The organism is Aureimonas sp. AU20, assembly GCF_001442755.1.
In the GTDB taxonomy this organism is placed as follows: Bacteria; Pseudomonadota; Alphaproteobacteria; order Rhizobiales; family Rhizobiaceae; genus Aureimonas.
In genome coordinates this window covers 1,087,286-1,099,775 of sequence record NZ_CP006367.1, presented here as the reverse complement: position 1 = coordinate 1,099,775, position 12,490 = coordinate 1,087,286, and the positions used below count along the sequence as shown (strand labels likewise).

The 12,490-nt window shown below is 67.1% G+C and carries 12 protein-coding genes; 4 read left to right on the top strand and 8 right to left on the bottom strand.

Annotated features, from left to right (window positions below; genetic code table 11):
• Positions 1 to 58 precede the first annotated feature (58 nt).
• From M673_RS05015 to M673_RS05005, 3 genes are all read left to right on the top strand, one after another.
• Positions 59 to 1,084, top strand: coding sequence for a sugar ABC transporter substrate-binding protein (locus M673_RS05015; protein WP_374755547.1), 1,026 nt, complete (start codon positions 59 to 61; stop codon positions 1,082 to 1,084).
• Between the two features lie 227 nt (positions 1,085 to 1,311).
• On the top strand, positions 1,312 to 2,388 hold the full coding sequence (locus M673_RS05010; protein ID WP_061974120.1) for an ABC transporter permease: 1,077 nt from the start codon (positions 1,312 to 1,314) through the stop codon (positions 2,386 to 2,388).
• Between the two features lies 1 nt (position 2,389).
• Positions 2,390 to 3,181 carry an ATP-binding cassette domain-containing protein gene (locus M673_RS05005; protein ID WP_061974118.1) on the top strand — a complete coding sequence of 264 codons (792 nt, stop codon included), beginning with the start codon at positions 2,390 to 2,392 and terminating at the stop codon, positions 3,179 to 3,181.
• Between the two features lie 85 nt (positions 3,182 to 3,266).
• Here M673_RS05005 and M673_RS05000 read toward each other — a convergent pair whose 3' ends face one another.
• The 6 genes from M673_RS05000 to M673_RS04975 form a co-directional block, all read right to left on the bottom strand.
• The gene (locus tag M673_RS05000; RefSeq protein WP_061974116.1) at positions 3,267 to 4,052 is read right to left on the bottom strand and encodes a class I SAM-dependent methyltransferase; all 786 of its coding nucleotides are present in this window, start codon (positions 4,050 to 4,052) and stop codon (positions 3,267 to 3,269) included.
• Positions 4,053 to 4,187: 135 nt separating this feature from the next.
• A complete protein-coding gene (locus M673_RS04995) occupies positions 4,188 to 5,261 on the bottom strand; it encodes an ABC transporter ATP-binding protein (protein WP_244493083.1) in 1,074 nt (357 codons plus the stop codon).
• Position 5,262: 1 nt separating this feature from the next.
• Positions 5,263 to 6,294 (bottom strand): ABC transporter ATP-binding protein, encoded by a 1,032-nt coding sequence (locus M673_RS04990; RefSeq protein ID WP_061974112.1) that lies wholly within the window; start codon positions 6,292 to 6,294, stop codon positions 5,263 to 5,265.
• Between the two features lie 4 nt (positions 6,295 to 6,298).
• Positions 6,299 to 7,219 (bottom strand): ABC transporter permease, encoded by a 921-nt coding sequence (locus M673_RS04985; protein WP_061974110.1) that lies wholly within the window; start codon positions 7,217 to 7,219, stop codon positions 6,299 to 6,301.
• Positions 7,216 to 8,139: an ABC transporter permease gene (locus tag M673_RS04980; RefSeq protein WP_061974108.1), complete on the bottom strand. Its 924-nt coding sequence runs from the start codon at positions 8,137 to 8,139 to the stop codon at positions 7,216 to 7,218. Before M673_RS04980 ends, M673_RS04985 begins: the two co-directional genes overlap by 4 nt.
• Before the next feature lie 330 nt (positions 8,140 to 8,469).
• A complete protein-coding gene (locus tag M673_RS04975) occupies positions 8,470 to 10,050 on the bottom strand; it encodes a peptide ABC transporter substrate-binding protein (protein ID WP_061977669.1) in 1,581 nt (526 codons plus the stop codon).
• Positions 10,051 to 10,332: 282 nt separating this feature from the next.
• Between M673_RS04975 and M673_RS04970 the strand changes: the two genes are divergently transcribed.
• On the top strand, positions 10,333 to 11,064 hold the full coding sequence (locus M673_RS04970; RefSeq protein WP_061974106.1) for a glutathione S-transferase: 732 nt from the start codon (positions 10,333 to 10,335) through the stop codon (positions 11,062 to 11,064).
• On the opposite strand, the gene M673_RS04965 is transcribed toward M673_RS04970, so the two are convergent.
• Together M673_RS04965 and M673_RS04960 are read right to left on the bottom strand one after the other, a co-directional pair.
• Positions 11,040 to 11,513: a GNAT family N-acetyltransferase gene (locus M673_RS04965; RefSeq protein WP_061974104.1), complete on the bottom strand. Its 474-nt coding sequence runs from the start codon at positions 11,511 to 11,513 to the stop codon at positions 11,040 to 11,042. The genes M673_RS04970 and M673_RS04965 overlap by 25 nt on opposite strands.
• 19 nt (positions 11,514 to 11,532) lie before the next feature.
• On the bottom strand, positions 11,533 to 12,351 hold the full coding sequence (locus M673_RS04960) for a lytic murein transglycosylase (RefSeq protein WP_061974102.1): 819 nt from the start codon (positions 12,349 to 12,351) through the stop codon (positions 11,533 to 11,535).
• Between the last annotated feature and the right edge of the window lie 139 nt (positions 12,352 to 12,490).

The following is a 12,490-nucleotide window of genomic DNA, read 5'->3' as shown; positions in this document are numbered from 1 at the left end:
GGATCGGGCCGTGTCGCCCGAGCGGGACCGGTCTGTTTCGGGAGGATTTCTGGTGAATCTGCGTCATCTCTTCGCGTCCGCCGCCGTGGGCGCCTTCGGCCTTCTCGCGCTGTCCGGCACGGCTTCGGCCCAGGGCGCCACGACGGTCTGTCTCATCACCAAGACCGACACCAACCCGTTCTTCGTGAAGATGAAGGAAGGCGCCGAGGCCAAGGCCAAGGAACTGGGCATCAACCTCCAGTCCTATGCCGGCCGCGTGGACGGCGATTCCGACAGCCAGGTCCAGGCGATCGAGAGCTGCATCGCCGGTGGCGCCAAGGGCATTCTGATCGCGGCCTCCGATACCAAGGGCATCGTGCCGACCGTGAAGAAGGCGCGCGACGCCGGCCTCATCGTGATCGCGCTCGACACGCCGCTGGAGCCGCTGGCCTCGGCCGACGCCACCTTCGCGACCGACAATTACGAAGCCGGCGTGCTGATCGGCCAGTGGGCCAAGGCCAAGATGGGCGCTGAAGCCGCCAACGCCAAGATCGCCTTCCTCGACCTCACCCCGCAGCAGCCCTCCGTCGCCGTCCTGCGCGACCAGGGCTTCATGCAGGGCTTCGGCATCGACGTGAAGGACAAGGCGATCGTCGGCGACGAAAGCGACAAGCGTATCGTCGGCCATGACGTGACCAACGGCAACGAGGAAGGCGGCCGTCAGGCCATGGAGAACCTTCTCCAGAAGGATCCTTCGATCAACCTCGTCTACACGATCAACGAGCCGGCCGCCGCCGGCGCCTACGAAGCGCTGAAGAGCCTCGGCGTCGCCGACAAGGTGACGATCGTCTCCGTCGACGGCGGCTGCCCCGGCATCGCCAACGTCAAGGCCGGCGTGATCGGCGCGACCTCCATGCAGTACCCGCTGAAAATGGCGGCGATGGGCGTGGAAGCGGTCAAGACCTTCGTGGAATCGGGCAAGAAGCCGGAAGCCTCGGCCGGTCTCGACATCACCAACACGGGCGTCGACCTCGTCACCGACAAGCCGGTCGACGGCGTGAAGTCGATGGACTCCGCCGCCGCCTCCAAGGCCTGCTGGGGCTGATCGGCCGCAACGCAGGGGCTTAAGCCCCTGCACCCCACCAGGGGACATGATGTCCCCTGGACCCCACGCCATTTTGCGATGTGTCCCCGATCCGGCAGGGCCGGCGGCCCTGCCGGATCGGGGAAAGTTCCAAAAAATGGGCAAGGGTCCGGGAACGCCGTTCCCGGGCGGGGATCGGGGCGGCAGCCCCGCACGAACGACCTCACCCCCTCAGGAGGCTCCGGCGCATGAGCGAAACATCCACCCGCAAGGGCAGCGACTTCGAGCAGCAGCTCGACAAGAGCGACACGCGCGTCGCCGAGTTTTCCGGTCACGGTCGCACCCCGCTCCAGCATCTCCAGCATTTCCTCCATGGCAATCCGACCATGGTTCCGGTGATCGTCCTTCTGGTCGGCATCGGCATTTTCGGCTCGCTGATCGGCGGCCGCTTCTTCAACGCCTTCACCATGACGCTGATCCTTCAGCAGGTGGCGATCGTCGGCATCGTCGGCGTGGCGCAGACCCTCATCATCCTCACCGCCGGCATCGACCTTTCGGTGGGCGCGATCATGGTCCTTTCCTCGGTGATCATGGGCAATCTGGCGGTGGTGAACGGCGTGCCGGCCCCGCTGGCGCTCCTGATCGGCTTTGCCGTCGGCACGTTCTGCGGCGCGGTGAACGGCGTGCTCGTCGCCAAGGTCAAGCTGCCGCCCTTCATCGTGACGCTGGGCATGTGGTTCGTGTTCGAGGCGGTCAACTTCATCTACACGCAGAACGCCACGATCCGCGCGCAGGACGTGGAGGCGGCGGCGCCGCTTCTGCAGTTCCTTGGCAACACGTTCCAGATCGGCGGCGCGGTGTTCACCTATGCCGTGGTCTCGGTGCTGCTTCTCGTGGCGCTGTTCTACTACATCCTCAACAACACGGCCTGGGGCCGACATGTCTACGCCATCGGCGACGACGAGGACGCAGCGCGCCTGTCGGGCATCAGCTCCAGCCGCGTTCTGATCTCGGTCTACGCCGTGTCGGGTCTGATCTGCGCCTTTGCCGGCTGGGCCCTGATCGGGCGCATCGGCTCGGTCTCCCCGACATCGGGCTATGAGGCCAACATCCAGGCCATCACGGCGGTGGTCATCGGCGGCACCTCGCTCTTCGGCGGACGCGGGTCGGTGATCGGCACGCTGGTCGGCGCCCTGATCGTCGGCGTCTTCGCCATGGGCCTGCGCATTTACGGCACCGACCCGCAATGGACGCGCCTCACCGTCGGGGCCCTCATCATCCTGGCCGTCGCGGCCGACCAGTGGATCCGGAAGGTATCGGCCTGACATGTCCCATCTCGGCACCCAACCCGTCCTTCGCGCCCGCAACCTGCGCAAGAGCTACGGCCGCGTCGTCGCCATCGACAACGCCGACTTCGACCTCTATCCCGGCGAAATCCTCGCCGTGATCGGCGACAACGGCGCCGGCAAGTCGACCCTGATCAAGGCCCTGTCGGGCGCGGTGAACCCGGATGCGGGCGAGATCCTGCTCGACGGCAAGCCGGTCTCCTTCGCCAATCCGCAGTCGGCGCGCGACGCCGGCATCGAGACGGTCTACCAGCAGCTCGCGCTGTCGCCGGCCCTTTCGATCGCCGACAACATGTTCCTCGGCCGCGAGATCCGCCGAACCGGCCCGATGGGGGACTGGTTCCGGATGCTCGACAAGCCGAAGATGCGCAAGATCGCCCGCGAAAAGCTCACCGAGCTTGGCCTGATGACGATTCAGAACATCGACCAGGCGGTGGAAACGCTGTCCGGCGGCCAGCGCCAGGGCGTGGCGGTGGCGCGCGCCGCCGCCTTCGGCTCCAAGGTTCTGATCCTCGACGAGCCCACCGCCGCGCTCGGCGTCAAGGAATCGCGAAAGGTTCTCGACCTCATCCTCGAGGTGCGCTCGCGCGGCCTGCCGATCGTCCTGATCTCGCACAACATGCCGCATGTCTTCGAGATCGCCGACCGCATCCACATCCACCGCCTGTCCAAGCGCCTCTGCGTCGTGGACCCCAAGACCATCACCATGTCCGACGCCGTGGCGCTGATGACCGGCGCCAAGACGCCTGAACCGGCGATGATGGCGGCCTGACACGCGGCCGATCCCATCCCAAGCGAAAGGCCGGCACCCTTCGGGGCGCCGGCCTTTTCGTTTTCGAACCACGAAGCGAGCGCGCTCAGCCGCGCCCGGCCCGGACATGCAGGAAGATCGGCGCGACGCGGGTGTCGGCCACGATCGGTTCGGCGCAAGCTACCTCCTCCGACGCCATGGGCTCCCCGAAGGCTTGAATGGAGAGCCCCGCCCCCACCAGCATCGCCACCCAGGACGAGAGTGTCCGGTGAAAGCGGGGAACGGAGAAGGGTTCGAGCCCCGCGCGCTCCTCGTCGGAGACGCCCGAGAAGAGCCAGCGCTCGACGCGCCCGCCCGTTTCATTGAAGTAATCCGCGAGTTCGACCGCAACCGCCTCGCCGCGTTCGTTGCGGATGTTGCGGCGCCTGGGCGGCACGAAGCAGGGATGCAGGATCGAGAACTGCAGGAAGCCACCCGGCTTCAGGACACGGGCCACTTCCTTCAGCACCTCGGCCTGATCGGCCATGTCCATCATCGACATGAAGGCCGTGACGAAGTCGAAGCTCCCGCCTTCGAACGGCAGGATCAGCCCGTCGCCCAGGACATAGCGGATGTCGAGCGGGTCCGCGGCTTCCGTTTCGCGGGCGTGCTGCAGAAAGGTCGGCGCGATGTCGAGCCCGGTCATGGCAGCCCCCAGCCGCGCGACGGCCCGCGTGTTGGTGCCCTCCCCGCAGCCGAGGTCCAGCCCCTTCAGCCCCTCGACCGGGGGCAACAGGGCGAGAAAGGCCGGCGTGTTCAGCGCGTCGCGGTATCGGTCATGCCCGGCGCGGGACAGGGCCGTCCAGGTCGCCGCATTGCTCTCCCAATGCGCGGCCACCGCCTTGGCATCCATTCTCTCCCCATCCATGCGCCCCGCCTCCCGATCCAAAGGGCCTCGGAGGTAGCACTTGTCTGTGACGAGGACGAGACGACGGGCTTGCTACGGGATAGGCGCCGAGCCGAGGCTCTCCGCGGTGTCAGTTCGACCTCATCCCGCCAAGGCTTCCAGCGGCGGCGCTTGCCTATCCTTCATCCGCCGCGCGGCCTCGTCGCCCGCGAAATGACAGGCGGCGCGATGCGTGTCGGAGACGGGGGTGAGCTCGGGCGGGACCTCGGTGCAGACGGGTTCCGCGATCGGGCAGCGGGTGCGAAAGGCGCAGCCGGACGGCGGGTTCACCGGCGAGGGCGGGTCGCCCTGCAGCACCGTGCGACGGCGCGTGCGCGCGATGGCGGGGTCGGGGATCGGCGCGGCCGAGAGGAGCGCCCGGGCATAGGGATGCGCGGGGTTCTCGAAGACTTCCGCGCGCGTCCCCTCCTCCACCACGCGGCCGAGATAGAGAACCAGGATGCGGTCCGACACGAGGCGCACGACGGACAGGTCGTGGCTGATGAAGAGCAGGGTCAGGCCGCGACGGCGGCGAAGGTCGGCCAGGAGATTGACGATCTGCGCCTGGATCGACACGTCGAGCGCCGAGACCGGCTCGTCGCAGACGATGAGCTTGGGCTCGGTGATGATGGCCCGCGCGATACCGATGCGCTGCGCCTGCCCGCCGGAGAACTCGTGCGGATAGCGGTTGATCATGTCGGCGACGAGGCCGACCTCCTCCATGACCTTTTCCACCCTCGCCCGGCGCTCGCGCCGGGACAGGCCCGGCTCGGCGACGCGCAAGGGCTCGGAGATGATGTCGCCCACCGTCATGCGAGGGTCGAGCGAGGCGATCGGGTCCTGGAAGATGATCGAGAGATCGCGCCGCGCCGCGCGCATGTCGGCGGCGGAAAGCTCGGCGAGATTGCGCCCCTGCCAGACGACCTGCCCCTCGGTCGGCTCGATGAGGCGCAGAATGGAGCGGCCGAGCGTGGACTTGCCGCAGCCAGATTCTCCGACGATGCCGAGCGTTTCGCCCTCGCGCACCGTGAAGGACACGTCACGCACCGCCTTCAGGGTCTGGACCTTGGGGAAAAAGCCCTTGCCCTTCAGCCGGAACTCGGTGGAGAGGTGGCGCACGTCGAGAAGCGGGGCGCCCGCGCCGCTGCCGGTTTCGGCCTTCATCTCAGACTTCATCTCAGACATGGGCGAACTCCGTCTTGGCAGTTCCCTTGGCCGCGTCCACGAAGGCGCGCCAGCAGGCGGCCCGGCGCGGGCCCGTACCCTCGCGAGCCACCGCATCGAGCGGCGGGCGCTCCACCGTGCAGCGCTCCACCGCGAAACCGCAGCGGGTGTGGAAGGCGCAGCCGGACGGCGGACGGATCAGATTGGGCGGACGGCCGGGGATCGGCTCGACGCCGGCGGCGTCCCGGTCGACGCGCGGGATCGAGCCCAGCAGCGCCGCCGTGTAGGGATGGGCGGGCGCGGCGAAGACATCGTCCACGCGCCCCTCCTCCACGATGCGACCGGCATACATGACCGCGATGCGATCGGCGACGCCGGCCACCACGCCGAGATCGTGGGTGATGAGCACCAGCGCCGTCTTATCGCCGGTGAGTTCGGCGAAGAGCTCCAGGATCTGCGCCTGGATCGTCACGTCCAGCGCCGTGGTCGGCTCGTCGGCGACGATGACCTTGGGTCGGCAGAGAAGCGCCATGGCGATCACGACGCGCTGGCGCATGCCGCCCGAAAGCTCGTGCGGATATTGCTCGATGCGCCGCTCGGCGTCGGGAATGCCGACGCGCTTCAGCATAGCCAGCGCCTCGGCCTCCGCCTCGCGCCGCCGGACGCCTTTGTGGACCTCCAGCGTCTCGGCCAGCTGGCGCTTGATCTTCAGCGTCGGGTTGAGCGCGGTCATGGGGTCCTGAAACACCATGGCCATGTCGCGCCCGCGCACGCGGTCGAGATCGCGCAGCGAGAGCTTCAGAAGGTCCGTGCCGTCGAGCTTCGCCTGGCCTTCGGTCCGCCCGTTCTTGGCCAGGAGGCCGAAGACGCCGTTGAAGGTCTGCGACTTGCCCGAGCCCGATTCGCCGACGATTGCCAGCGTCTCGCCGGGATGGACCTCGAAGCTGAGATCGCTCACCGCCTGCACGTCGCCGTCGGGCGTCGAGAAGCGGATGGAATAGTTGGAAAGGGCCAGGACCGGCGCCGTCTTGTTGTCTGGGGTCATGGGATCACCGGTCCTTCGGGTCGAAGGCATCGCGCAGGCCGTCGCCGATAAAGGCGAGCGACAGGAGAAGCGACACGAGAACGCCGCCGGGAAAGAGCAGCAGCCAGGGCATGATCTCCAGCGTGTCCGCGCCTTCCGAGATCAGCGTTCCCAGCGAGGTCAGCGGCTCCTGCACGCCAAAGCCGAGATAGGACAGGAAGCTTTCCGTCGCGATGATTTCGGGAATGGTCAGCGTCGCGAAGATCACCACCGGGCCGACCAGATTGGGCACGATATGGCGGCGGATGATCGTGAAGGTCGAGACGCCCGAGGCGCGCGCCGCCTCCACGAACTCGCGCTCCTTCAGCGACAAGGTCTGGCCCCGCACGATGCGCGCCATGGTCAGCCATTCCAGAAGGCCGATCGCGGCGAAGAGTAGGTAGACGTTGCGCCCGAAGATCACCATCAGGAGGATGACGAAGAGGATGTAGGGCAGCGCGTACATGACATCGACGAAGCGCATCATGGCTGCGTCGACGCGCCCGCCGACGAAGCCCGACACCGCGCCGTAGAGAATGCCGACCAGCACCGAGACGGCGGTGGCGATGAGCGCCACCAGAAGCGAGACGCGCGTGCCGTAGAGCGTGCGGGCGAGGAGATCGCGCCCGTTCTGATCGGTGCCGAAATAGTGCCCGGTCTCGATCGAGGGCGGGGCGCGGAACGCGGCCCAGTCCGGCGTCTCGTAGTCGAACGGGACGAGCCAGGGGCCGACCACGGCAGCCAGCACGATGAAGAGGAAGACCGCCAGCGACACCATCGCCGCCTTGTTGGAGCCGAAGCGCCGCAGCGCGTCGCGCGTCAGCGAGCGGGGCTTGCCGTGAAAGGCCTCCGCCTCGTGGACGACGAAGGGTTCGAGCGCCTCGCGCTTGTCGACGTAAAGGGTCATCGCGCGCGCACCCTCGGGTCGAGCCAGGCATAGGCGAGATCGACGAGAAGATTGAGGATCACGATCAGCACCATGTAGAAGACGACCGTCCCCAGAACCATGCCGTAGTCGCGGTTGAGGGCGGCCTGGATGAAGTAGCGGCCAAGGCCGGGAATGCCGAAGATCTGCTCCACGACGATCGAGCCGGTGAGGAGATAGCCGGCGGCGGGGCCGAGATAGGAGACGACCGGCGTCAGCGCGGGTTTGAGCGCATGGCGCATCACCACCAGCCGCGAGCCGACGCCCTTGGCGCGGGCCGTGCGGATGTAGTTGGAGTTCAAGACCTCTATCATCGAGCCGCGCATGAGGCGCGAGATGCGCCCGGCATGGGGAAAGGCGAGCACGAAGACCGGCAGCACCAGATGCGGCCAGGACCCGTCGCCCCAGCCGCCCACCGGCAACCAGCCGAGCCGGACGCCGAAGACGAGCTGCAGAATGGGCGCGACCAGGAAGTTCGGCACCACGACGCCGATCATGATGACGCCCGCAATCAGATAGTCCGCGCCCCGGTTCTGGTAGAGCGCGCCGTAGATGCCGGCCGCCAGCCCCACCACGACCGCGACCACGAAGGCCGAACCGCCGAGAATCAGCGTGTAGGGCAGGCCGATGGCGATCTGCTGCCCGACCGTGAAGTCCTTGGTCACGAAGGACGGCCCGAGATCGCCCTGCAGGAGCCGGCCGAGATAGAGCAGGTACTGCTGCACCAGCGGCAGGTCGAGATTGTAGTGGGCCCGCAGGTTGGCGAGAATCTCCGGCGGCAGGGCGCGCTCCTGATCGAACGGGCCGCCCGGCGCCAGCCGGAGAATGAAGAAGCAGGCGGTGACTGCGAACAGCACCACCGGGATCGCCGTCAAGAGACGGCGAAGGGCGAAGGACAGCATCGCTTGGAGTCCAAAGGGGCATCGGCGAAAGGCGCGGGGGCGATCCCCGGGCGGCCGGATGCGTGGATTTCGAAAGTTGCGCGCGGGGCGTCTCGGCCCATGACCGGGCGGCACGTCGGAGCAAAGCGCGAAGGGACGGCGGCGATCGAGCATCGAGCCGCGGGGCGTCCCGGCGGCTTCGGCCTGCCGCCACTGCGGGGGCGGGCCGAGGTTCGGCCTGAACCCGGGAGAAAGGCCGGCGCCGGATGCCCGGCGCAGGCCTGAGCCGACGGGCGGGCGGCGAAGGGTGGGCGGTGCTCCGCCCTCCCCGGCTGCATCACCCGCTCCGCGTTACTCGGCCTTGGCCAACCAGCGCGTGCGGTGAATGTCCTTCACATTGTCCTCGAAGCCGGTGATCTTCGGCGAGACGACGTTCTTGGTCACGTAATAGTAGATCGGCACCGCCGCCGAATCGTTGAGGGCGATCGTCTCGGCCTGCTTCAGAAGGCCGGCGCGCGCCTTCAGATCCTGCGTCGTCTGCGCTTCCGTCAGAAGCTTGTCGTACTCCGCGTTCGTCCAGCGGCCGTAGTTCATCTCGATCCCGCCCTTGAGCAGGTCGAGGAAGTTCGTCGGATCGTCGTAGTCGGCCAGCCAGCCGGCGCGGCCGACCTGGAACTCGCCGGCCCGCAGGTCGGCGTAGTGGACTTTGACCTCGCTGTTGACGAGTTCGACCTCGACGCCGAGCGGCTTCCACATGGAGGCGATGGCGACGGCGACGCGCTTGTGGTTCTCGTCCGTGTTGTAGCGAAGCTGCAGCTTCAGCGGCTTGGAGGCGGAATAGCCCTCGGCCTCCAGAAGCTTCTTGGCTTCGGCGATCTTCTGGCCCTGCGGCAGGTCCTTCCAATCGACATAGGCCGGGCCGCCTTCGTAGTTGGCGATGCCGGGCGGCACCCAGCTATAAGCGGGAAGCTCGCCGGTGCCCAGAATCTGCGGGCCGATCGCCTCGCGCACCACGGCCATGGACAGGGCCTTGCGCACATTGGCGTTGTCGAGCGGCGGCTTGGAGCTGTTCAGCACGTAGTAATAGAGGCCGGCGAAGGGCGTCACATGCGCCTGGCCCGGCATGTTCTCCTGCAGCCACTTGTACTGGTCGGCCGGGAACTGGGTGAGCATGTCGAACTCGCCGGAGCGGTAGCGGCGCAGCGCGGCCGGAATGTCCTCCAGCGTGAAGAACTTGGTGCCGTCGATCTTCAGCGAGGCGGTGTCGTACCAATTGGGATTCTTCTCGGTCAGGACATGGCTGCCCGGCACCCATTCCACCGGCTTGTAGGGGCCGTTGGTCGCGATGTTGCCGATCTGGACCCAGGCGTCGCCCTTGGCCTTCACGACATGCTCGGGCAGCGGATAGGCGGTGTAGTGGGTGAGCGCGCCGAGATAGAAGGGCGTCGGGTTCTCCAGCGTGATCTCGACGGTCTTGTCGTCGATCGCCTTGATGCCGAGCTGATCCATGTCGGCCAGCTTGCCCTTGTTGATCGCCTCGGCGTTCTTCATCGGGTACTGCAGATAGGCGTACTGCGCGGCCTGCTTGGGGTCCATCAGGCGACGGAAGGCGAAGACGAAGTCCGAGGCCTTCACCGGCTCGCCGTCCGACCACTTCACGCCGTCGCGCAGCTTGAACGTGTAGACGAGGCCGTCCGGCGAGATGGTCCAGCTTTCCGCCATGCCGGGGATCGGATGGGCCTTGGCATCCTCCGTCACCAGCCCCTCGAAAATGTCGCCGGCCACCCGGTTCTCCCAGTCGCCCGAAAGGCGCTGCGGGTCGAGCGAGGTGACGTCACCCCCATTGTGCAGGTTCAGCGTGGCGGCGTCGGCGGCAGAGACCGCCATGAGCGTGGCGAGGGACGCGGCGCCGAGAAAGGAGCGGAAGGACATCGTCAAAGGTTGAACCTCCTTGAGCTTGGCCTAAGAACCGACCAGCGGAAAGCGCGTCTTCAATCACAGCCGGAGCGGGTTTGTCCAGCACTGCGATGGTGAACATTTGTTCGTTACGCGGCGATGACGGCATTATGGGCAGTGCAGCATAACACCTTCAAGTTATACGAAAACCCGATCTTACCTTAACGGAAGGTGTGGGAACTTCCGAGCATTGTCACGGGTTTCAGAAGCCTTCCCGCCGCCTTGGCGCGGCCCCGCAGCGCAACCCGCCGAGTCCCGATGAACGATCGTTTCGACCTCTACTACTGGCCAGAAATCCAGGGACGCGGCGAATTTCCGCGGCTCGTGCTTGAAGCCGCCGAGGCGCCCTATCGCGACGTGGCGCGCCTGCCGGCGAGCGAGGGCGGCGGCGCGGAGGCGATGATGCGGCTGATGGACCAAGCCGACCGACCGCCCTTCGCCCCGCCCTTTCTCGTGCATGGGGCGCTCGTCCTGTCCCAGGCCGCCGCGATCAGCGCCTATTGCGGCGAACGTCTGGGGCTCGCGCCGGCGGGCGAGACCGACCGGCTCTTCGCGCGCGCGGTAGCCGAGACCACGGCCGATTTCGTGGCCGAGGCGCACGACACGCATCATCCCGTGGGCACCAGCCTCTATTACGAAGATCAGAAGCCCGAGGCGCTGCGCCGGGCCGGCGAGTTCCGCCACCAGCGCATGACCAAGTTCCTCGGCTGGTACGAGCGCGTCGCCAAGGCCAACCCGTCCCTTTCGGGCTGGCTGGTGGGCGAGCATATGACCTATGTCGATCTCGGTCTGTTTCAGGTGGTGGAAGGGCTGCGCTACGCCTTCCCCCGGCGCATGGCGCGGATCGAGGCGAACAGCCCGGCCGCCCTCGCGATCCACGATCGCGTGGCCGAAATGCCGGCCGTTGCCCGCTATCTCGCGAGCCCCCGCCGCATCCCCTTCAACGAAAGCGGCATCTTCCGCCCCTATCCCGAACTCGACGGGGAGTAGTCGGTCGGACGAGACTTTTCCATGCGGATATCCTGGCCCGAGGCGCTCGTCTCGCGCCAGCCGCGACGCCGATACAATTCGGCCGCCCGGCTATTCCGGTCGGTCTCCAGCCAGATCCGATCGAACTGGCTGAACAAGGCCGCCTCGGCGCGCGCGATCAGGGCTCGGCCGATGCCCCGTCCCTCAAAGGCAGGCAGAACGAAAGCCGCGAAAAGACTACCCTCTTCCTCGTCGATCATCGAGAAGCCAACCACGCGGTCATCCACGGAGGCGACCCAGGCGCAGGGGCGGGAGGCGGACAGCATCGCCGCCACCGTTGTTTCCGTCAGGCCGATCGCCGCAAGGTCCGCCAGGGACATCGCGTTCTCGCGAACGCTGGTGCGGATGTGAAAAAGAGCGGCGGCGTCCCGCGCCACCGCCCGTCTCAAGGTCCAGCCCGTCTCGCCCATGCGAGCCCGAGCCCTGCCGTCAGTTGGCGAGCTTGGAGGCAAAGAGGGCGAGGCCCTGCTGGTAGACGCTGGCGCGGTTCCAGTCTTCCAGGCGCGCGAAGTTCGGCTCGCCCGGATTGTAGCCGGCGCCCGCGATCCAGCCGTGCTGCTTCAGGAAGTTGGCGGTGGAGGCGAGCACGTCGGCCTTGGAGCGGATCAGGTCGCGGCGGCCGTCGCCGTCGAAATCCACGGCGTAGCGCAGGTAGTTCTTGGCCAGGAACTGCGTTTGGCCGATCTCGCCGGCCCAGGCGCCCTTCATGTCGCTGGCCTGCTTGTCGCCCCGGTCGACGATCTGCAGCGCGGCGAGCAGTTCCTCGGTGAAGAAGTCCGAGCGGCGGCAGTCGTAGGACAGGGTCGCCAGCGAACGGAAGATGTTCATGTTGCCGGAATTGGCGCCGAAGCCGGTTTCCATGCCCCAGATGGCGACGAGGATCTCCTTCTGGACGCCGAAGCGCTGCTCGATCCGGTTCAGGAGATCGCGGTTCTGCGCGATGATGCTCTTGCCCTTCTTGACAAAGGAGGCCGGCGCGCGGCGCTCCATGAAGGCGTCGAGCGAGAGCTTGAAGCTCTTCTGGTTGCGGTCGAGGCCGATGACCTTGCTGTCGTAGGTCACGCCGCCGAGCGCGGTCTGAAGCGTGTTCTGCGAAATGCCCTGCGAGGCGGCTTGCCGCTTGAAGCTCTCGAGCCAGGAGGGGAAGCCGGCCGGGCCGTTGCCGCAGCTCTGGGCGAAGGCGGGCGAAGCCGCAAGGAGGACGGCGGCGCCAAGCGCCGCGGCTTTCAGGGTCTGGAGGACGCGCAAGAGGCTGTTCCCTTTTTGTCAGTGTTCGTCCGCGCGAGCGGGAGAGTTCGCCCGTTCGCCAACCCCGGAGAGGAGGGCGGCGAGGCCCGAGCGGAGCGCCATGGATTGGCTTCATAGAGGACATGGAAAGGTTTGCGTA

Excerpts from the sequence above, each read along its gene's own strand:
- M673_RS05010 (WP_061974120.1), top strand. The coding sequence starts at position 1,312 with ATGAGCGAAACATCCACCCGCAAGGGCAGCGACTTCGAGCAGCAGCTC.
- M673_RS05005 (WP_061974118.1), top strand. The coding sequence starts at position 2,390 with ATGTCCCATCTCGGCACCCAACCCGTCCTTCGCGCCCGCAACCTGCGC.
- M673_RS05000 (WP_061974116.1), bottom strand. The coding sequence starts at position 4,052 with ATGGATGCCAAGGCGGTGGCCGCGCATTGGGAGAGCAATGCGGCGACC.
- M673_RS04995 (WP_244493083.1), bottom strand. The coding sequence starts at position 5,261 with ATGAAGTCTGAGATGAAGGCCGAAACCGGCAGCGGCGCGGGCGCCCCG.
- M673_RS04990 (WP_061974112.1), bottom strand. The coding sequence starts at position 6,294 with ATGACCCCAGACAACAAGACGGCGCCGGTCCTGGCCCTTTCCAACTAT.
- M673_RS04985 (WP_061974110.1), bottom strand. The coding sequence starts at position 7,219 with ATGACCCTTTACGTCGACAAGCGCGAGGCGCTCGAACCCTTCGTCGTC.
- M673_RS04980 (WP_061974108.1), bottom strand. The coding sequence starts at position 8,139 with ATGCTGTCCTTCGCCCTTCGCCGTCTCTTGACGGCGATCCCGGTGGTG.
- M673_RS04975 (WP_061977669.1), bottom strand. The coding sequence starts at position 10,050 with ATGTCCTTCCGCTCCTTTCTCGGCGCCGCGTCCCTCGCCACGCTCATG.
- M673_RS04970 (WP_061974106.1), top strand. The coding sequence starts at position 10,333 with ATGAACGATCGTTTCGACCTCTACTACTGGCCAGAAATCCAGGGACGC.
- M673_RS04965 (WP_061974104.1), bottom strand. The coding sequence starts at position 11,513 with ATGGGCGAGACGGGCTGGACCTTGAGACGGGCGGTGGCGCGGGACGCC.